The sequence below is a fragment of the Microbacterium sp. CIAB417 genome (assembly GCF_022788845.1).
In genome coordinates this window covers 631,466-650,491 of the sequence record NZ_JAHZUT010000003.1, presented here as the reverse complement: position 1 = coordinate 650,491, position 19,026 = coordinate 631,466, and the positions used below count along the sequence as shown (strand labels likewise).

Genomic DNA, 19,026 nt, shown 5'->3' with positions numbered 1-19,026 from the left:
TGCGCACAGGCGACCCATAGGCTGAAGACGTGCTGGAGACGCTGACCGGGTTCGCCGTTGTCGGAACCGCGATCATCGTCGGCTACATCATCGGACGTATCGATCTGCTCGGTCCGCACGCACGGCACGTGCTGAGCCGGCTCACGTTCTACGTTCTCTCGCCCTTCCTCCTCTTCACGGTGCTCAGCCAGGCGGACATCACGACGCTGTTCTCCGCACTGCTTCCGGTGTCCACGATCGCCGCCGCCGTGATCATCGGGCTGCAATGGCTGCTCTCGCGCTTCGTGTGGCGACGCTCCGTGGCGGATGCGACGATCTCCGCGCTGTCGGCGGGTCAGGTCAATTCCAACAACATCGGAATCCCGCTGTCGCTGTACCTCCTGGGCAGCGCCGCATACCCGGCGCCGGTCATCCTCATGCAGCTGTTGCTGTTGACGCCCATCGCGCTCGCGATCCTGGATGCTGCCACCACCGGCACCAGATCCTTCTGGCGCGTACTGGGGCGAACCGCCCGCAATCCCATCGTGATCGGCTCGGCACTCGGCACGCTCGTGTCGCTGTCGGACGTCGAGCTTCCGACGATCGTGTTGGAGCCCGCGCTGCTTATCGCGAATGCCTGCGTCCCCGTCCTTCTGATCAGCTACGGCATCTCGCTCCACGGCCAGCGCGTTCTCGCCGACGCCGGCCGCCGCAGTGAGGTGCTGATCGCGAGCGCGCTCAAGTTGGTTGCGATGCCCGCGGCGGCGTGGGCTGTGGCGACGCTCTTCCGACTCTCCGCGCACGAGGTCCTGATCGTCACCGTGCTGGCGGCCCTGCCGACGGCGCAGAACGTCTTCAACTACGCACAGCGCTACAGCGTCGGCGAGACGGTCGCGCGAGACACGATCTTCCTCACGACCGTGGGGAGTGTGCCCGTGCTGTTGGGGATCGTCCTGTTGCTGTGACGCGCCGCGTCCAGCGCCACTCCCCTGCGGCGCCTCGCCGCGCTACGGTGGGATCGTACACTCAGCTTCTTCTCAGAAAAGAGCAGGACATGTCCGAGACTGTCACCCCTGGCGCCGACAAGACGTTCATCAACGGCATCCGCACCGCCTTCGGCATCGGTGGCGCCATCGCGCTCATCGTCGGCATTCTGATCCTCGTGTGGCCGCTGAAGACGGCCGCCGTAGGAACCGCGATCATCGCCGTCTACGCCATCGCATCGGGGCTCGTGTACGCGGGTCTCGGCATCTTCTCCAAGACCCTCGGCGGGTGGTCCCGCGTCGGTCATATCGCTCTCGGCGTGCTGTTCGTGGCCGCCGGAGTGATCGCACTCGCGAACCTCGGCGACACCACGGTGTTCCTCGCCATCTTCGTGGGAGTGTTCATCGGCATCACCTGGATCGTCGAAGGTGTCGTAGCCCTCACAACCCTCGGCAACAGCGCCTCACGGGGTTGGACCATCTTCTTCGCGGTGATGAGCCTCATCGCCGGTGTCATCCTGGTGTTCTCGCCGCTCTATGTGGCGCTGCTCTGGCTGTTCGTGGGCGCCTCGCTCGTCATCCTCGGCATCATCCAGCTCGTGCGCGCCTTCACCTTCGGCCGCGCCTGACAGCACGAGAACGGCCCCGGATCCACGGATCCGGGGCCGTTCTGCATTCTCACTCGGCGACGAAGGAGCTGGTCTCCCCCACGAGCCGCGTGTTGTCCGCGGGAACCGGTTCCACGGCGGCGAGGGCGACCTCGGCCGCGAACTCGGACACGTTGTAGAGTTTGCCGGCATCCTCACGGCGCAGCGCGATGGCTCCGGGATTGGCGCGTTCGAGCAGTGTGGCGGTGATGGTGCCTTCGATCATGTCGCCCGAGACGACGACGAACTCGACGCCGCGCTCGGTCAGAGCGGGGATCCGCTCACGAAGCGCATCTTCACCGGCGCGCTTCGAGAGCGCGACCGGCTCGTACTCCGGCATCGTGGGCGTGGTGTGGATGAAGTGCGCCTGGTGGCTCGTCACGAACACGACGCGCGATCCCGAACCCAGCAGCGGCAGTGCCGTCTCGAGAACGCGCACCTGCGCGTCGCGATTCAGCTGCAGTGCATAGTCCGCGGCCATGCCGCCCTCCATGCCGCCGGAGGCGTTGAGCACCAGGATGTCGAGGGATCCGAACGTCTGCTCCACCTCTGAGAACATCGCCTCGACGGATGCCGCATCCGTCAGGTCCGCTCCGACCACGAGCACCTCCACGCCGAGTCCGCGCAGCTGCGTGGCGAGCTTCTCGGCGCGCGGCGCCTTGTTGCGGAAGTTGATGACGACATTCGCGCCTGCCTGCGCGAAGTAGCGCACGGTGTCGGCTCCGATGCCGCGCGACGAACCGGTCACGAGGGCGGTCTTGCCGGCGAGGGAACCGGCGGCGAGGGGGGTGAGCGAATCGGTCACGGGCACTCCTGAATCTGGTGCGAGAGGACGTCGCCGGGCTCCGAAACGGCGCATCAGGGCGACACCCGACCCTACCAATCCCCGCTCGGCGTCGCGCGCGATAGCGTGGGCGCCGTGACGCATCCCTACCTGAGTCGCACACCCACTCCCCGCGTGTTCGCGCACCGTGGCCTCGTGCCCGTAGGCGCGGTGGATCTCGTGGAGAACTCGTTCGCGGCGATCGCCGCCGCGCACGCTGCGGGCGCGGTCTACGTGGAGTCGGACTGCCACCTGACGCGCGACGGCGAGGTCGTCCTGTTCCACGACGACGACCTCTCGCGCGTCGTCGGTGATCCTCGCCTCGTGCGCGATGTGACGCTCCGAGAGCTCGAGGAGCTCATGGCCGAGCGCGGCGGGCTGGCGAGCTTCGCGCAGGCGCTGGAGAGCTTCCCCGACATACGTTTCAACATCGACGTCAAGGCGGATGCGGCCGCCGAGCCTGCCGGGCGTCTTGCTTCGAGCGCGGCGGAGCGTGTTCTGCTCACGAGCTTCTCCGAGCGTCGGCGCCGAGCCGCCCTTGCCGCAGCAGCGCGCGCCCGCTCATCGCTGCTGCCCGCCACATCCGCGGGGGCGACGCTGGTCGCGCGTGCAGCCGCTGCCGCCCTCAGCGGCTCGCGCCGGCTCATGCGCCGAACCCTCGAGGGCATCGATGCACTCCAGGTCCCGGAGTATCAGAACCGCATCCGTCTCGTGACGCCCCGCTTCCTCGATGCAGTGCACGATGCGGGGGTCGAAGTGCATGTCTGGACCGTCAACGAAGAAGCAGACATGCGACGACTGATCGAGATGGGAGTCGACGGCCTCGTGACCGACCGTGCGGATCTCGCGCTGCGAATTCTCGGCTCTGGACGCTGAAGATAGACTGTGAGTTCTGCTCCGTCATAGCCGCCTCGGATGATCCTCCCAACTCGACGCGTTATACCGGGTAAGCACCACGCGACGAGAGGACCACACAATGGCAGACCGCAGTCTTCGCGGCATCCGACTCGGCGCCCAGAGCCTACAGAGCGAAGAGGGCGTCGTTTTTCATGAGCGCACGCAGCAGACCTACGTCTGCAGCGTGTGTTCGAAAGAGACCACACTGACTTTCGCGGCAGACGCTGAGCCGCCGCAGACCTGGGAATGCCGCGCCTGCGGCGGAGAGGCACTGCTGCGCGTGGGCGAGCAGACCGTCTCCGTCGACCACAGCGACGACAAGGCCGCGCGCACCCACTGGGACATGCTGCTCGAGCGCCGCACGATCCCGGAGCTCGAGGAGCTTCTCGAGGAGCGTCTCGCCTTCGTCCGCGCCCGTCGCGGCGCCGGTGACGACGTCACCAAGAAGACCGCCTGAGCGCAGTCGTCCGAACGGCGCCGCCCCCTCGGGGTGGCGTCGTTCTTCGTCATCCGCGGTTCTCGCGCGCTCCGCGCACCTTCGCCCCCAGCCACGCTGCCAGCAGCACGATCAGACTCCCCCAGGCGAACACGGCGTGCAGCGCCGGCCCCAGCACCATCGCAGCGGTCGTGCCGTTGCGCAGCGGCACCTGCGTCAGCATCGCCCCGGCGGTGTCGGCGGCGATGCCGTCGATGACCTCGCCCGTGGGCGCGATCACCTGACTCGTGCCGACGGTCGAGATGTTCACGACGGCGCGTCCCGTTTCGATCGCTCGTGCGCGCGCGAATGCCAGCTGCTGAAGGTTCTCGTCGGTACCCCGGAAGTCCGCGTTGTTCGTCTGATAGACGAACACCTGGGCGCCGCCGTCAGATGCCGCCCACACCACATCGTCGTAGATGACGTCGAAGCAGATGGCGAGGCCGATCGGGATATCGCCGAGCTCGACGACGGGTTCGGCCGTACCCGGTGTGTACTCCCGTTGGATGAGGTTGATCAGATCCGGCGCCAGTGCGGCGAAGAAGGGACGATCCGGAACATATTCCCCGAACGGCACGGGGTGGATCTTGTCGTAGGAGGCGACGACGCCTTCGCCGGCCTCCCACAGCATCGAGGTGTTGAAGTAGCGGTCGCCGCGCGCGGTGGCGGCGTTCACGAGCAGGGGCGCACCGATACGGTTCGACAGTGTGTCCAGCGTCGCGGCCGTGGTCCCGTTGCTCGTGGGATCCGAATCGATGCCCCCCTCAGGCCACACGAGGAGATCCATACGATCATCGGCGATCGCCTCGGTGGCCTTCAGCTGTGCATCGAGCAGCGCGCCTCGTGCTCGCTGGTCGAAGTACCCCGCCGGGCCGTTGCCCTGCACCGACCCGATGCGCAACGTGCCGGCGGCGGTCGTGGCGAACGCGGGCGTGACGACGGCGATCGCGGCCACCAGGAGCGTGGGGACGATCGTGCGGACATCGCGGAACCGCCGGACGCGCACATACTCGATCGCCGACGCGCACAGGAAGACGACCACGAAACCGACGCCCGACATCCCGACCCACGACAGCAGCGGGGCAAGCGGGCCGTTCACCTGGGTCACACCGACCCTCCCCCACGGAAAGCCGCCGTAGGGGAATGTTCCGACCCATTGTTCGCGCAGCACCCAGAGGCCCGCCACGAGCAAGGGAAGCACGATCAGGCGAGGCCACATCCCCCGCAGTGCCCGGGGCACCCACCGATACGCCCAGGTGATGAGGATGGCCGCAGCACCGGTGAGGACGGCTTCCAGCACGGAGAGGGCGAGCCAGGGCACGGGCCCCAGGTAGCGCGCGGTGAAGGAGACATTGACGAGGAAGAACGCGGCCCCGTACGCCGTGCCGACGAGGAACGCACCACCGACGCTGCGGCCGATGAGCGAGACGAGCGCGAGCGGGATCGCGACGAAGACCATCGGCCACCAGCTCAGCGCCGGGAACGCCGTCGTCAGGGCGAGCCCGCCGAGAACGGATGCCAGCACGGCAGCCCAGAGCGGTAGGAGGGCACGCGGTCTCGGCACGATCTCCAGCCTAGGCGGATCCTGCTATGGGCCCGCCGTCAGACGCCGGAGTACGCGACGATGCCGCGTCGCACCGAGTCGAGAGCAGTGCGCGCGGTCGTGGCCAGTGGCGCATCCGCGACGAGGGAGAGCTGATCGAGCAGATCGATCGTCTGTTTGGCCCACCGCACGAAGTCGCCGGCCGCCATGTCGGCCTCGGTGAGGACACGGTCGAGGATCGACCCTCGCGCCCACGAGTACATCGCCTGCGACAGCCCCACCGCGGGCGGCGTGGAACCGGGCAGGTGATGATCGCGTTCGATGTCGTCGAGACGCTGCCACAGGTCCTCGGTGGCGGTGAGGGCGGTGCGGAAGGCGCCGCGCGGCAGGCCGCGCTCCCCCACTCCCGCCTCGTCGCGTCGGGGCTCGTACACGAGTGCGCACACCAGCGCCGCGAGTGATGGGGCGTCCAAACGATCCCAGATGCCGGTGCGCAGAGACTCCGCGACGAGGAGATCGCGCTCCCCGTAGATCCGCCGCATCCGCCGGCCCGATGCGGTCAGGACGGTGCGTCCCTCGTCGTCATGGGCGACGTAGTCGAGTTCACTCAAGACATCGACGACGCGGTCGAAGACGCGCGCGACCGTGCCGGTACGCGAGGAGATCTGGGCGCGCATGCGTTCCACACGCTTGTTCAGCTTGAGATAGCGCTCGGCCCATCGTGCGTGCGACTCACGGTCCGGGCAGGAGTGGCACGGGTGATGCTGGAGCCGACGACGGAGCGATTGAATGCGACGGGTGCGTTCGTCACGAGTCGCCCGGGAGGCGCTCGCGTCTTTGCGCCCGAGCTTCTCCAGTTCGGAGACCTCCTGTCGCAACTGCGCGTACTCCGTGTAGTCGCCACGGTCGCAGGTCATCGCCTCGCGGTAGCCCGCCAGCGACTCCTCCGCCGAGCGCACCTCTCGAGCCAGTCCCACGACGGAGCGGTCCGCCTGGAACTGCGCGAACGAGGATTCGAGGATCTCGCGGGCGCGCGGGCGGCCGAACTGGTCGATCAGATTGACCGCCATGTTGTAGGTGGGTCGGAAGCTCGAGTTCAGTGGATAGGTGCGGCGGGACGCGAGGGCCGCCACCGCCTGCGGATCCATCGTCTCGCTCCACTGCACCACCGCGTGCCCCTCGACATCGATGCCGCGACGCCCCGCCCGGCCGGTCAGCTGGGTGTACTCCCCCGACGTGATGGCGACACGCGCTTCGCCGTTGAACTTCTCGAGCTTCTCGAGCACCACCGTGCGGGCGGGCATGTTAATCCCCAGCGCGAGCGTCTCGGTCGCGAAGACGACCTTGACGAGCTTGCGACGGAAGAGTTCCTCGACGATCTCCTTGAAGGCGGGCAGAAGACCGGCGTGGTGGGCCGCGACCCCGCGTTCGAGGTTCTCTCGCCACTCCCAGAAGCCGAGAACAGCCAGATCTTCATCCGGGAGGTTGCGTGTGCGTTCCTCCACGATCTCTCTGATCGCGCGACGCTCGTCGGCGTCGGTGAGGCGGAGTCCTGATCGCCGCACCTGCTGCACGGCACCGTCGCAACCCGCGCGCGAGAAGATGAAGAAGATCGCGGGGAGCAGGTTGGCGCGTCCCAGCAGGTCGACGACCTCGGGGCGGTCGATCCGTTCGAGCCGTCGGGTGTTTCCCGATCGGAGTTGCTTCGTTCCGTGCCGATGCGGACGACGATGAGCGTCGGGATCCCGCCGCGCCTGCTGCCCGTAGCGCTTGCGGTCGTGTCCCGGTCCCCCGCCGGAGCGGATGCGGAGCAGCTCCTGGTTGACTTGGGCGGCGGCGACGCCGGCGCGATCGTCGAACAGGGGCAGAAGGTCTCCGCGCACCAGGACATGCTGCTCGAGAGGGACGGGTCGCGTCTCGGAGACGATGATGTCGGTCTCGCCGCGCACCGTGTCCAACCAGTCGCCGAACTCCTCGGCGTTGGAGACCGTGGCGGACAGGGAGACGAGCCGGACGCTCTCCGGGAGGTGGATGATCACCTCTTCCCAGACCGCGCCGCGGAAGCGATCGGCCAGGTAGTGCACTTCGTCCATCACGACGAAACGGAGATCGCGTAACGCGGAGGAGCCCGCATAGAGCATGTTGCGCAGCACCTCGGTCGTCATCACCACGATGCGCGCATTTCCGTTGATGTTGGTATCGCCGGTGAGCAGGCCCACGTTCTCCGGTCCGTAGACCTCGGTCAGCTCGCGGAACTTCTGGTTCGACAGCGCCTTCATAGGCGTCGTGTAGAAGGCCTTGTCGCGCGAGGTGAGCATGGCCAGATGGATGGCGAACTCCCCCACGATGGTCTTTCCTGCACCCGTGGGCGCGGCGACGAGGACACTTCGCCCCTCTTCGAGAGAGGCGCATCCCTCGAGCTGGAACGGGTCGAGCTCGAAGCGCTGGGCGGCCGCGAACGCAGCCGTCTCCGGATGGGAAGCCCGCGACTGTGCGGCGGCGAACCTCTCGGCGGCGGAGAGTTCGGTCACAGCGTCGTGTCCAGCAGCGCCGCCTCGCGCTTTCGGCGCCGGCGGTCGAAGATCATGGACAGTCCAGCCGCCGCGAAGAACAGCACGATCAAAATGGCGCCAAGCAGCAGCATGCTGACGACGTCAGCGGCCGGGGTCGCGACGGCGGCGAAGATCGTCGCGACCAGCACGGCCACCCGCCATCCCTTCAGAATGGCCATTCCCGACATGATGCCCGCGAGGTTGAGCGCCACCAGGAACACGGGCAGCACGAACGAGACGCCCACGACGATCATCAGTTTGAAGATGAAGTCGTAGTACTCCGACGCCGAGTAGAAGTTCACGGCACCCTGGGGCGTGAAGCTCCACATGACCTCGATGACGTGAGGCATGACCAAGACCGCGACGTAGCACCCGGCGAAGAACAGCGGGATGGCGGACGCGACGAATCCGATCGTGTACCGGATCTCCTTGCGAGTGAGCCCGGGCATGATGAACGCCCAGATCTGCCACAGCCAGACGGGGGCGGACAGGAAGATGCCGATCGTCACCGCGATCCGCATCCGCATCTCGAACGGCGATGTGACCGTCGCGAAGTTCAGGGCGGAGAAACTGTCTCCGCGCTTCTCTGCCACGAACTTGATCGGGCCCATCAACCAGTCCAGGATGGGGTCCGTCACGAAGAAGGCGATGATCATCGCCGCAACCAGCGCGATCGCCGCGATCATCAGACGACGCCGCAGCTCGATGAGGTGCTGTCCCAGCGACATCCGCTTCTCGCGGCGTGGTTCTTCAGCTCCCGTGATGGGCGAAGCCGGGGCCGTCACGGCCGGTCAGGCGCGAGTGTCGGGCGAGGTCCCCGTGTCGGGAGCCTTCGGCGCGGACTCCGCCGGGGTAGGAGCCGGCGCGGTGTTGGTGACGGGGGACGGCGCCGCGGCGTCGTCTTCTTTCATGGCCTTCATCTCTCCGCGGAACACCCGGGCGGACTGTCCCACGCTCTTCGCCAGAGCCGGCAGCTTGGCAGCGCCGAAGAGGAGCAGAATCACCGCGAGGATGACCAGCAGGTGCGGCCAACCGAAAGCGCCCATGGAGATCTCCAAAAGTTCGAGGTGCCCCCAGTGTAACCCGCGCACCTGCGACGGGGCCGGGGATCAGTCGGAGTGTTCGTACTGCGCCAGACCTGCGTGCGCCCAGGATGCGGCGGCTCGGCGGGCCGCCTCGGGCGCCAGGATCTCGACGTCACCGGCGCGGCGGGCGGCGAGCCTGCGCAGCACGCCTTCATCCGCCAGGCGCACCGTGGCGGTCGCCATGCCGCCGGAGCTCTCGATCTCGGCGTGCGTCAGGAACTCGCCGAGAAGCGGTGCCACTGCCTCCGGGAACCGCAGACGCGCGACGATATCACCCTGGAGGGTGTCGAACAGCGCGGGCAGCGGATCCGCGCCGTGCGTTACCGGGATGTCGGTGACCTCGACATCGGACACGCGGTCGAGGTGGAACGTGCGCGTGGCCTGGCGCAGGTGGCACCAGCCCTGCAGATACCACTGTCCTTCGGCGATGTGCACCTTGACCGGGTCGACCGTGCGGGTCGTCGCGGCCGCATCCGGGGTCTTGTACGAGAACGAGATCGCACGACCGCGACGGAGTGCCTCGTCGACGCGCTCGCGCACGTGGTCGACGGGGGCGGGGGCGACGATGACGTCGGCGGGCGCCGATGCCGCGCCGCGCGCGAGTTTCGCCAGGAGGCCCTCCAGGAGGGCGGAATCGCTCACTCCCGGCAACGAGCCCGTGAGCTGGAGCCCGGCGAGCAGGGCCGCGGCCTCGCGAGCCGTCAGGCGAGGGGTGCGCTCGAGGCCGACGGTGTGCGTCAGCGCGATGCGGTCCTGCGTGTCGAGCAGATCCCAATCGATGTCGAAGAGGTCACCGGGCAGCGACCAGAAGCCCCCCTCTCCGGGACGGCCGATGACCGTCAGCTTCTCGACCATTCCCCGCATCTGCGCGGGGCTCACCTCGAAGTCGCGCGCGGCGTCGTCCAGGGCGACATCGCCGCGTTCGAGCAGGTAGGGCACGAGTTGCATGATCAAGGCGGCGCGCTCGGTGGCGACCAGCGGACGCGAGGCGTTCACGCGCGTCCTCCGTGCAGCGCCACCACTGCGCGCAGGCGCTCGACCACGAGATCGCGCAGGTGGGGCGGGTCCACCACGCGTGCCTCGGGACCGTAAGAGGCGAGCTCGTCGGCGAGGATGTGCGCGTCGACGTACGGCACCAGGATGCCTTGAGCGGCCGAGCGGCCACGGCGGGCGAGGCGAAGCGCGGCCTCGGTTCCCGGGTGCACTTCGATGAGGGCCTCCTGTCGTGCCGCGAGCTCCTGGAGCTCGCGGAGGGCGCGTTCCCCCGCGCCCGCGCGCAACGAGGGGTCGAAGCTTTCCTTGGTGATCTGGACCGCGTCGGTGATACGGGACAGGAGGAATGTGCGCTCCGCACCGAGCGTCACATCCGTGCCGTACACGTGCCAACGGGCCTCGTACTCGACGAGAGCGAGCGGGCGCACCCGGCGCCGGCGCGCTGTCGACTCCCCCGGTCGCACATAGGTGAACGAGACGACGCGCGCCTGCTCGATGGCACGCTGCAGCGGAGCGAACGCCGTGTCGCGCACGCTGATGCGCGGCGCATAACCGACGATCTCCGCGTCGACCTCGTTGCCCAGGGCTCGGATCTTCCGCAGCCCGCTCCGTGCCGGCAACGACATGCTGTTCTCGCTCCAGACAGAGCCCGCCAGATTGAGCAGGGCGATCTCCGCGGGCGTGAACGTGATGTCGGCGGGGAGCGCGTACTCCGCGGTCGGCACACGATAGCGGGCCTCGCGGAGATCATCGGGGTCGGCGTGGTCACCGATGGTCTCGATCGGGACGCCCAGCGCGCGCAGGTTCTCCTTGTCGCGCTCGAACATCTTCTCCAGAGCGGTCTTCGACGCCCCGGCCTCCGCCTGCTCCCGGTACCCCGAGACCGATCGCAGGATCGTGTCCTTGGTGAGGCCCTGTTCCGTCGCCATGAGCGCGACGGCGAGGTTCACCAAGCGCTCCTCTGGCGCGACGGAACTCGCTTCGTTCATGGGCACCCCCATATCCTAGGCGCGCCACCGAGCGCCGGCGCGGCGGGGTTCAGCCCAGCGAGCCGAGGATGTCGATCACGTAGATCGAGGCGTCGGAAGAGGCATCGGCGGGCGGCTCGACGACCAGCACCTGCGAGCCGATCGGAAGGCCGGCGATCGTCTGAGAGACGACCGAATCGCCCCCGAGCGCGACCGCGTCGGGCTTGTCGTCCCAGGTGGTCTTCGTGACGCGCTTGCTCTTCCAATCGACCTGCAGCACGTTCACGACGACGGTGGAACCGTCGGCGGGGACGTCGTGGTCACCCTTCTTCAGGACCTCCACCTTGCGCTCGGACGGGGCGGAACCATCGGGGACCACCACGCCGGGGTGGCCGTCGTCGGTGAGCACAACCGACGGCATGCCGTGCGCCTCGTTGTACTGCGGCGCGCCGTCGGCGGCCGAAAGCATCACAGAGCGCAGGTCCAGGACGGCGACGAGCGGAGTGCCTTCGGCGAGTCGCAGCTGCTCGAGGAAGCCTGCGTCAACCTGATCGCCGGCGAGACCCACGACGATCTTCGACCCCCCGGTCGCGCACTCCAGCGCGCTCTTGATCCCCGGCATCGCCTGGGTCAGGCTCGTCAGCGGCAGATAGAGCGGCTGCCCGTAGCCCTCCGCAGCCAGGACTTCGCCGCTCGTCGCATCGGCGAGGGTGAAGCCCACGTCCACCACCTGGTTGTCGGAGACGATGGCATTTCCGTCGCCGGTAACGAGGTCGTCGTACTGCACGCCGTCGATATTGATCGGCGAGGACACCTGGACCGTGGGTGCGACGGTGCCGTCGTCGCCGGAGACGGCGACGAGCGAACCGATCGCGCCGACGGAATCAGGGCGATCGCAACCCGATGCTGCCGAGGACGAGCAGCCGACGAGGGCCAGGGTCATCAGGCCGACTGCGGCGGCCGCGGCGGGGAGTCTGCGCACCGGATCAGTCTACGTGCTCGTCGGCGGCGTCCTCCCTCGCCGCCTGGCGCGCACCGGCAGCCGCGCGCTGCGCCTCGCGCACGCGCTTGCGGAGGTTCTTGTCGGTGATCTGCCGCTCCCCCACCGCTCCCGGCGTCCACAGCTCCACATCCTCGTCGCTGTAGCTCGACTTGGAGGCCCGCCGCTTCTGCTCGGGAAGCACGGCGCCGGGAGCGAGTCGCCGCGCCGTCAGCAGGAACCCGGTGTGCGCGACCATGCGGTGATCCGGGCGCACCGCGAGCCCCTCGACGTGCCAGCCGCGCACGAGCGTCTCGCTCGCCTCCGGGTCGGTGAAGAGCTCGGTCTGGCGGATGTACTCCGCGACACGGCTGAGCTGCGTCGCGGTGGCGACGTAGCAGATCACCACGCCGCCGGGCGCGAGCGCATCGGCGACCACATCGATGCACTCCCACGGCGCCAGCATGTCGAGCACGACCCGGTCGACGGATGCCGGTTCGACCGCTTGCGGCAAGCGCTCGACGAGATCCCCGACCTCGAGCGTCCAGTTCTCGGGCACCCAGCCGAGGAAGGTCTCGACGTTCGCACGCGCGACCTCGGCGAAGTCCTCCCGCCGTTCGAAGGACGTCAGCCGTCCCGCCGCTCCGACTCCACGCAGGAGCCAGAGCGCGAGCGCACCCGACCCGACACCCGCTTCGACGACGACCGCCCCGGGGAAGATGTCGGCCTGCGCGACGATCTGCGCCGCGTCCTTCGGGTACACGATCGCGGCACCACGCGGCATCGACATGACGAAATCACGCAGCAACGGGCGCAGGGCGAGGTACTCGTGGCCGCCGCTGTTGGCGACGACGGAGCCGTCAGGCAGGCCCTCGATGTCGCGATGACGCAGCACGCCGTGATGCGTGTGCAGCTCGCCGCCGTCCTTCAGCGTGATCGTGTGCAGTCGACCCTTCGGTCCTGTCAACTGGATGCGATCGCCGAAGCGGAAGGGGCCGCGGGGTGCGGAGGCGGGAGTGGTCATCGTGCGACGTCCTCGAATTCGTGGTGTGCGGTGAACAGACGCGCGATGTCGTGCGCGTCGGTGTCGGCGAGCGAGGGCCACAGGGCGGCGGCCCCGACGCCCTCGAGCGACACCATGTGGGGAACGCCGAGTGCGACGGTGCCGGCCGCGATGGCGGAGCGCAGACCGTTCGGCGAGTCCTCGATCGCGACGGTGCGCGCCGGATCGACGCCGAGCGAGGCGCAGGCCTGCAGGTACGGATCCGGGAAGGGCTTCGGGCGGGTCGCCTCGTCGCCGGCGATCACGAGGTCGAAGGCGTCGAAGTCGATGAGCTCGACGACCGCGTCCGCCATGCGACGCAGGGACATGGTCACCAAGGCTGTGCGCACCCCCGCTGCACGGAGACTGGCCAGCAGCTCTCGGGCACCGGGGCGGAAGGGCACGCCGTCCTCCCGCAGCGACTGCATGACCCGGCTCGTCAGGGTGTCGATGATCTGCTGCTCGGCAAGGCGAACGCCTGCGCCCTGCAGCAGGCGTGCCGCATCGTCGAGCCCGAGGCCGACCAGTCCCAGCGCCTGTTCGTGGGTCCAGACGCCGCCGTAGGAGGCGACGAGCGGCCCCTCGGCTGCCATCCAATAGGGCTCGGTGTCGACGAGAGTGCCGTCCATGTCCCACAGGACGGCCTCGGGAAGCTGGGGGTTCACCGTCCCATGCTACGAGGCACCCCGACCGGACCCGCGCCACGCGGCGTCGCTGCGCCTATCCTGGAACGATCCCCGCGGCGCTCAGCTGCTGCGGAAGAGAGGGAGTGACGGTGGAGGGACTCGGTCGGCGCGTTCTGGTCGCCGCCTTCGACGGCTGGAACGACGCGGGTGAGGCGGCCTCGGCCGCCGTGGCGCTCCTGCGCGCCGAGGGCGAGTACGAGAGCGTCTACTCGGTGGACCCCGAACTGTACTTCGACTATCAATACACCCGCCCGACGGTGAGCCTGGATGCGGAGGGCAATCGCGCGCTCTCGTGGCCGGAGGCGACGCTGCTGCGCCCGGCGCAGCAGACCCGGGGCACGCAGCTGTGGCTGCTGACCGGCGTCGAACCTGCGCGAGCGTGGAAGGCGTTCGCCTCCGAACTCGTCGACTTCGCTCTCGCCGAGGACATCACCGGCTTCGTCGCGCTCGGCTCGATGATGGCGGATGTGCCGCACACCCGTCCGATCTCGATCTTCGCGGGCAGCGACAGCGACGCGCTGCGCACCGGCCTGGGCCTCGAGAGAAGCTCCTACGAAGGACCCGTCGGCATCCTGAGCGTCCTCGCCCATGTCGCTGAACAGGCCGGCATCCCGGCGGCGTCGCTGTGGGCCAGCGTTCCGCACTACGTCGCGGGACACACGCCTTCTCCGAAAGCCACGCTGGCGCTCCTGGACCGTCTGGAGGACATCACCGGGGCGAAGGTCCCCCGCGGCGAGCTGTCGACGCAGGCCGCTGCGTGGGAGGCATCCATCGACGCGGCCGCTGCCGACGACGAGGAGATGACCGAGTACATCCGTGGACTCGAGCGCACGCGCGACACGTGGGACTCCCCGGATGCGTCCGGCGACGCGATCGCCCGTGAGTTCGAGCAGTACCTGCGTCGCCGCGGTGACGGGCCGGGCAAGCCCGGCCGCGATGAGCCGCGGCGCTGACGCTGGAGCGTGATCAGGCGGCGATGACGCCCGTCGCGAGCATGATCATCACGAACGCACCCAACGCGACGCGATAGATCACGAACGGCAGGAAGCTGCGCTTGGAGATCCACGCCATGAAGTACTTGATCACCACGAGCGCGACGAAGAACGCGACGATGGTCGCGGCTCCTGTCTCCCACAGGTTGAAGACGGGGTCGACCTCGGGCTCGCGGAGCACTTTGAACAGCTGGTAGAAGCCGCTGCCGAACACCGCAGGAATCGCGAGCAGGAACGCGTATCGCGCCGCCGCCGCACGCTCGTACCCGAGGAAGAGACCCGCGGTGATGGTGCCGCCGGAGCGCGAGACCCCCGGCACGAGCGCGAGCGACTGCGCCAGGCCGAAGACGATGCCGTGGCCGACCGTGAGGTCCTTGAGCTTGCGGCGGTGTGCGCCGACCGCATCGGCGATGCCGAGGAGGACGCCGAAGAAGATGAGCATGCCCGCGACCAGCCAGAGCGAGCGGAACACGCCCTCGATCTGATCCTGGAAGAAGAGCCCCAGCGCGACGATCGGCACCGACCCGACGATGATCAACCAGCCCATCCGCGCGTCGGGATCGTTGCGCGGGACGCGTCCGGTGAACGAGCCGAACCAGTGCGAGATGATGCGGACGATGTCCTTCCAGAAGAAGATCACGACCGCGGCCTCGGTACCGATCTGCGTGATCGCCGTGAATGCCGCGCCCGGATCCTGCGCGGAAGGCAGGAAGGCTCCGAGGATCGCGAGATGCGCACTGGATGAGACCGGAAGGAACTCGGTGAGACCTTGGACGAGGCCCAGGAGGAGCGCTTCGAGGAAATTCTGCATCGACGGCCTTTCGCCTTATCGGATGACGGGTCAGCAGGTGCGGAGGAAGTCGGTCAGCACGCGCTGCCCGAACACGAGGGAATCGATCGGGACGCGTTCGTCGACACCGTGGAACATACCGGTGAAATCCATGCCCTGCGGAAGGCGCAACGGCGCGAACCCGTAACCGGTGATCCCCAGACGCGACAGCGCCTTGTTGTCGGTTCCCGCACCGAGCAGGTACGGGATGACAGGCGCCTCGGGATCATGTCGCGCGAGGGCTGCGACCATGCGATCGACGAGGTCGCCGTCGAAGGTCGTCTCCAGGCCAACGTCGCGCACGACCGTCTCGATCTCGATCCCCTCACCGACGATCCGACGGATGTCCGCGAGCGCCGCCTCCTCGGTCCCGGGCAGCACACGGACGTCGATCAGTGCCTCGGCCCGATCGGGGATCACGTTGTGCTTGTAACCGGCGGCCAGCCCCGTCGCGTTCGCCGTCGTGCGCAGACTCGCCCGGAGGAACGCGGATGCGGGACCGGCGGCGTCGGCCAGCGCATCGGGATCGTCGGCATCCATCCCGGTGAGACGCGACATCTCGGCGAGGAAGCGCTCGGTGGTGGCGGTGAGCCGCAGGGGCCACTCGGTGCGCCCGAGCGCTGCAACGGCCTCGGCGAGGCGGACCACGGCGTTGTCCGGGTGGAATCTGCTGCCGTGGCCGGCCGCGCCGCGCGCCACCAGCCGCAACCAGAGAAGCGCCTTCTCCCCCACCTGGAGGAGGTAGGCACGTCGAGAGCCGACGTCCACGGAGAAGCCGCCCACCTCGCTGATCGCCTCGGTCGCGCCGGCGAAGATCTCCGGTCGATGCTCGACGACGAGCGAAGAGCCCTCGACGCCGCCGTTCTCCTCGTCTGCGAAGAAGGCCAGCACGAGATCGCGCTCCGGCTGCTTCCCCGCTCGTACGAGCTCCGCGACCGAGGTGAGGATCATCGCGACCATGTTCTTCATGTCCACCGCACCGCGACCCCACAGCATCCCGTCACGGACGACGCCCGCGAACGGGTCGACGCTCCAGTCGTCCGTTACCGCGGGGACGACGTCGAGGTGGCCGTGCACGACGAGAGCCGGCCGCGTGCGGTCCCGCCCCGGCACACGCGCGAACACGTTGGTGCGGCGCTGGATCGGCTCGTAGTACTGCGTGTCGAGACCAAGCTGCTCGAGGTAGGCGCCGACATACTCGGCGGCCTCGCGCTCGCCGGCAGCACGACCGCCGCCGTAGTTCGTCGTGTCGATGCGGATGAGATCGCGCGCGATCCGCGCGACCTCGGGCAGATCGGGCGCGCCTGCGGCAGTCGCGTCCGTCATGGGGTTCAGGCTACCGGCTTCGTGTGTCCGTCCTGTGACGCGCGACACACGCGGGGCGATCCGGATTAACGGCCGGACACGGGACGTGGTAACGTTGCTCCTCGTTGCGAAAGCGACGAAAACACTGCGCGGGTGGCGGAATAGGTAGACGCGCTAGCTTGAGGTGCTAGTGCCCGTATAGGGCGTGGGGGTTCAAGTCCCCCCTCGCGCACAGTGACAGAAGAGGGTCCCGGAAGGGGCCCTCTTCTCCTTTTGTGCGTGTGCCATCCCGCACGCCGACGCAGTGCCCCGCTCAGCTGTGGACGCGCTTGCGCAGCAGTTCGATCCGTGCCTGCAACTGCGCCACGGTCGCGTGAGAGACCGCAGGTCCCCCGCACAGGCGCCGCAGTTCGGTGTGCACCGCGCCGTGCGGTTCGCCGCTCTGTCGCGCGTACAGCCCCACCAGGCTGTTGAGCAGCTGTCGCTGCTCCTTGAGCGTGCGGTGCAGAGGCGCGGGGATGTCGCTCGGCGGCTCCTGCTCCCCCGCCGCCTCGCGCGCTTCCCGCGCGGAGCGATGGCGTCCCTGACGGGCCTGGCGCTGCATCAGGAGTTCGTGCACGTGCTCCGGCTCGAGCAGCCCCGGGATACCCAGGAACTCCTCCTCCTCAGGCGTGCCGGGCACGGCGAGCTGACCGAACTCCTTGCCGTCGAACAGCACGCGGTCGAAGTGGGCGTTCGCGCCGAGCGCCTGGTACGCGAACTCTTCCGTCAGGGCGTCGGATGCGGAGTCCTCGCGCTCCGCCTGGTTCATCATGTCCTCTTCGGCGTCCCACATGTCCTCCGCGTCGCTCTCGCGGTCGAGCGCGTGGTCGCGCTGGCGCTCCATCTCGTTGGCGAGGGTCAGCAGCTGCGGGACGTTGGGCAGGAAGACGCTCGCGGTCTCGCCGCGACGCCGAGCGCGCACGAAACGACCGATCGCCTGTGCGAAGAACAGCGGCGTCGAGGCGGAGGTCGCGTACACACCGACGGCCAGGCGCGGTACGTCGACGCCTTCGGACACCATCCGAACGGCCACCATCCAGCGCGAGTCCGAGGCGGAGAAGGTCTCGATGCGAGAGGACGCCTCGGCCTCGTCCGAGAGGACGACGGTGACGGACTCACCGGAGATCTGCTGCAGGATGTCGGCGTACGCGCGCGCCGCCGTCTGGTCGGTCGCGATGACGAGGCCGCCCGCATCCGGAACCTGTTCCCGCACCTCCGAGAGGCGCCGATCGGCCGACCGCAGGACGGCGGAGATCCACTCCCCCTCGGGGGCGAGCGCAGTGCGCCATGCCTGGGAGGTGATGTCCTTCGTGTTGTCCTGACCGAGCTGCGCCTCCATCTCGTCGCCCGTCTTGGTGCGCCAGCGCATGTGCCCCGCGTAGACCATGAAGAGCACGGGACGCACGACGCCGTCCTCGAGCGCCCGGCGGTAGCCGTACGCGTAATCCGTGCGCGAGACGCGGTTGCCCTTGGCATCGGGGTGGTACTCGACGAACGGGATGGGGGCCGTGTCGGAGCGGAAGGGCGTCCCCGACAGCAGCAGCCGGCGGGTGGCGCGTCCGTACGCCTCGCGCAGCGCGTCGCCCCAGCTGAGGGCGTCGCCGCCGTGATGCACCTCGTCGAGGATCACGAGGCTGCGCTTCTCGATCGTCAGGTACTGATGGACGGACGCCTTCACCGCCACCTGCGCATACGTCACCGCGACGCCGTGATATTGCCTGGCCGGAACGGTGTGGCGGTTGCTGAAGTGCGGGTCGAGTCTGATGCCCACCCGGGCCGCCGCATCCGCCCATTGCGTCTTGAGATGCTCCGTCGGCGCGACCACGATGATGCGGTCGACCACGCCACGGCGCAGCAACTCGCTCGCGAGGCGCAAGGCGAAGGTGGTCTTTCCAGCACCGGGTGTGGCAGCGGCGAGGAAGTCGCGGGGGCCCTTGCCGATGCCGCCGGGACCATCCATGGAGAAGTACTGATCGAGGGCCTCGGCCTGCCAGGCGCGCAGGCGCTGCGCGGTTCCCCACGGTGCGCGCTGCGGGTATGTCGGGGAGAGGTGCTCGGCGGCGAAACTGCCGATGTGCTCGGCTCCGTGCTCGTCTGTCCGATCGGCGTCGATGGTCATCTCCCGCTCCTCGTCCATCGCACCTCCGTTCTCGAACGCGAGAATCCACGATAGGCGAGATCACGGACAGCCGGACCCGACCCCGAC

The 19,026-nt window shown here is 68.5% G+C and carries 18 protein-coding genes and 1 tRNA gene; 6 read left to right on the top strand and 13 right to left on the bottom strand.

Annotation, left to right across the window (positions count from 1 at the left end):
* Positions 1 to 29: 29 nt before the first annotated feature.
* A complete protein-coding gene (locus tag KYX17_RS15480) occupies positions 30 to 944 on the top strand; it encodes an AEC family transporter (protein WP_243227839.1) in 915 nt (304 codons plus the stop codon).
* A gap of 89 nt (positions 945 to 1,033) precedes the next feature.
* On the top strand, positions 1,034 to 1,591 hold the full coding sequence (locus KYX17_RS15475; protein WP_243227838.1) for an HdeD family acid-resistance protein: 558 nt from the start codon (positions 1,034 to 1,036) through the stop codon (positions 1,589 to 1,591).
* Between the two features lie 49 nt (positions 1,592 to 1,640).
* Here the strand turns inward: KYX17_RS15475 and KYX17_RS15470 are convergent, their stop codons facing one another.
* A complete protein-coding gene (locus KYX17_RS15470) occupies positions 1,641 to 2,414 on the bottom strand; it encodes an SDR family oxidoreductase (RefSeq protein WP_243227837.1) in 774 nt (257 codons plus the stop codon).
* Between the two features lie 114 nt (positions 2,415 to 2,528).
* Here KYX17_RS15470 and KYX17_RS15465 point away from each other — a divergent pair, with 114 nt between their 5' ends.
* Together KYX17_RS15465 and KYX17_RS15460 are read left to right on the top strand one after the other, a co-directional pair.
* Positions 2,529 to 3,308 carry a glycerophosphodiester phosphodiesterase family protein gene (locus KYX17_RS15465; RefSeq protein WP_243227836.1) on the top strand — a complete coding sequence of 260 codons (780 nt, stop codon included), beginning with the start codon at positions 2,529 to 2,531 and terminating at the stop codon, positions 3,306 to 3,308.
* Positions 3,309 to 3,408: 100 nt separating this feature from the next.
* Positions 3,409 to 3,786 (top strand): RNA polymerase-binding protein RbpA, encoded by a 378-nt coding sequence (locus KYX17_RS15460; RefSeq protein ID WP_243227835.1) that lies wholly within the window; start codon positions 3,409 to 3,411, stop codon positions 3,784 to 3,786.
* 49 nt (positions 3,787 to 3,835) lie between these two features.
* On the opposite strand, the gene lnt is transcribed toward KYX17_RS15460, so the two are convergent.
* The 9 genes from lnt to KYX17_RS15415 all read right to left on the bottom strand — a co-directional run bounded on the left by lnt (position 3,836) and on the right by KYX17_RS15415 (position 13,631).
* On the bottom strand, positions 3,836 to 5,368 hold the full coding sequence (lnt, locus tag KYX17_RS15455) for an apolipoprotein N-acyltransferase (RefSeq protein WP_243227834.1): 1,533 nt from the start codon (positions 5,366 to 5,368) through the stop codon (positions 3,836 to 3,838).
* 38 nt (positions 5,369 to 5,406) lie between these two features.
* On the bottom strand, positions 5,407 to 7,878 hold the full coding sequence (locus tag KYX17_RS15450) for an RNA helicase (protein WP_243227833.1): 2,472 nt from the start codon (positions 7,876 to 7,878) through the stop codon (positions 5,407 to 5,409).
* Positions 7,875 to 8,627 carry a twin-arginine translocase subunit TatC gene (gene tatC, locus KYX17_RS15445; RefSeq protein ID WP_243227832.1) on the bottom strand — a complete coding sequence of 251 codons (753 nt, stop codon included), beginning with the start codon at positions 8,625 to 8,627 and terminating at the stop codon, positions 7,875 to 7,877. The genes KYX17_RS15450 and tatC overlap by 4 nt, the downstream gene beginning before the upstream one ends.
* Positions 8,628 to 8,690: 63 nt before the next feature.
* Entirely contained in the window at positions 8,691 to 8,945 is a 255-nt protein-coding gene (gene tatA / locus KYX17_RS15440; protein ID WP_243227831.1) for a twin-arginine translocase TatA/TatE family subunit, read from the bottom strand.
* A 63-nt stretch (positions 8,946 to 9,008) separates the two neighbouring features.
* Positions 9,009 to 9,980 carry a YafY family protein gene (locus tag KYX17_RS15435; protein ID WP_243227830.1) on the bottom strand — a complete coding sequence of 324 codons (972 nt, stop codon included), beginning with the start codon at positions 9,978 to 9,980 and terminating at the stop codon, positions 9,009 to 9,011.
* On the bottom strand, positions 9,977 to 10,978 hold the full coding sequence (locus tag KYX17_RS15430; RefSeq protein WP_374208959.1) for a helix-turn-helix transcriptional regulator: 1,002 nt from the start codon (positions 10,976 to 10,978) through the stop codon (positions 9,977 to 9,979). The genes KYX17_RS15435 and KYX17_RS15430 overlap by 4 nt, the downstream gene beginning before the upstream one ends.
* 37 nt (positions 10,979 to 11,015) lie before the next feature.
* Positions 11,016 to 11,927: a hypothetical protein gene (locus tag KYX17_RS15425; protein WP_243227829.1), complete on the bottom strand. Its 912-nt coding sequence runs from the start codon at positions 11,925 to 11,927 to the stop codon at positions 11,016 to 11,018.
* A 4-nt stretch (positions 11,928 to 11,931) separates the two neighbouring features.
* A complete protein-coding gene (locus KYX17_RS15420; protein WP_243227828.1) occupies positions 11,932 to 12,948 on the bottom strand; it encodes a tRNA (adenine-N1)-methyltransferase in 1,017 nt (338 codons plus the stop codon).
* Positions 12,945 to 13,631, bottom strand: a complete 687-nt coding sequence (locus tag KYX17_RS15415; RefSeq protein ID WP_374208958.1) for an HAD family hydrolase — start codon at positions 13,629 to 13,631, stop codon at positions 12,945 to 12,947. Before KYX17_RS15415 ends, KYX17_RS15420 begins: the two co-directional genes overlap by 4 nt.
* 110 nt (positions 13,632 to 13,741) lie before the next feature.
* Here KYX17_RS15415 and KYX17_RS15410 point away from each other — a divergent pair, with 110 nt between their 5' ends.
* Positions 13,742 to 14,605: a PAC2 family protein gene (locus KYX17_RS15410; protein WP_243228206.1), complete on the top strand. Its 864-nt coding sequence runs from the start codon at positions 13,742 to 13,744 to the stop codon at positions 14,603 to 14,605.
* Positions 14,606 to 14,618: 13 nt separating this feature from the next.
* On the opposite strand, the gene KYX17_RS15405 is transcribed toward KYX17_RS15410, so the two are convergent.
* Positions 14,619 to 15,455, bottom strand: coding sequence for an undecaprenyl-diphosphate phosphatase (locus KYX17_RS15405; RefSeq protein WP_243227827.1), 837 nt, complete (start codon positions 15,453 to 15,455; stop codon positions 14,619 to 14,621).
* A 30-nt stretch (positions 15,456 to 15,485) separates the two neighbouring features.
* Positions 15,486 to 16,799, bottom strand: a complete 1,314-nt coding sequence (locus tag KYX17_RS15400; RefSeq protein WP_243227826.1) for a M20/M25/M40 family metallo-hydrolase — start codon at positions 16,797 to 16,799, stop codon at positions 15,486 to 15,488.
* A gap of 126 nt (positions 16,800 to 16,925) precedes the next feature.
* Here KYX17_RS15400 and KYX17_RS15395 point away from each other — a divergent pair.
* Positions 16,926 to 17,010 (top strand) — tRNA-Leu (locus KYX17_RS15395).
* 81 nt (positions 17,011 to 17,091) lie between these two features.
* On the opposite strand, the gene KYX17_RS15390 is transcribed toward KYX17_RS15395, so the two are convergent.
* A complete protein-coding gene (locus KYX17_RS15390; RefSeq protein WP_243227825.1) occupies positions 17,092 to 18,939 on the bottom strand; it encodes a DEAD/DEAH box helicase in 1,848 nt (615 codons plus the stop codon).
* Positions 18,940 to 19,026 lie beyond the last annotated feature (87 nt).

Bases quoted from the DNA above. Each gene is read 5' to 3' on its own strand.
- KYX17_RS15475 (WP_243227838.1), top strand. From the start codon at position 1,034: ATGTCCGAGACTGTCACCCCTGGCGCCGACAAGACGTTCATCAACGGC.
- KYX17_RS15460 (WP_243227835.1), top strand. From the start codon at position 3,409: ATGGCAGACCGCAGTCTTCGCGGCATCCGACTCGGCGCCCAGAGCCTA.
- tatC (WP_243227832.1), bottom strand. From the start codon at position 8,627: ATGTCGCTGGGACAGCACCTCATCGAGCTGCGGCGTCGTCTGATGATC.
- tatA (WP_243227831.1), bottom strand. From the start codon at position 8,945: ATGGGCGCTTTCGGTTGGCCGCACCTGCTGGTCATCCTCGCGGTGATT.
- KYX17_RS15430 (WP_374208959.1), bottom strand. From the start codon at position 10,978: ATGGGGGTGCCCATGAACGAAGCGAGTTCCGTCGCGCCAGAGGAGCGC.
- KYX17_RS15420 (WP_243227828.1), bottom strand. From the start codon at position 12,948: ATGACCACTCCCGCCTCCGCACCCCGCGGCCCCTTCCGCTTCGGCGAT.
- KYX17_RS15405 (WP_243227827.1), bottom strand. From the start codon at position 15,455: ATGCAGAATTTCCTCGAAGCGCTCCTCCTGGGCCTCGTCCAAGGTCTC.
- KYX17_RS15400 (WP_243227826.1), bottom strand. From the start codon at position 16,799: ATGACGGACGCGACTGCCGCAGGCGCGCCCGATCTGCCCGAGGTCGCG.
- KYX17_RS15390 (WP_243227825.1), bottom strand. From the start codon at position 18,939: ATGACCATCGACGCCGATCGGACAGACGAGCACGGAGCCGAGCACATC.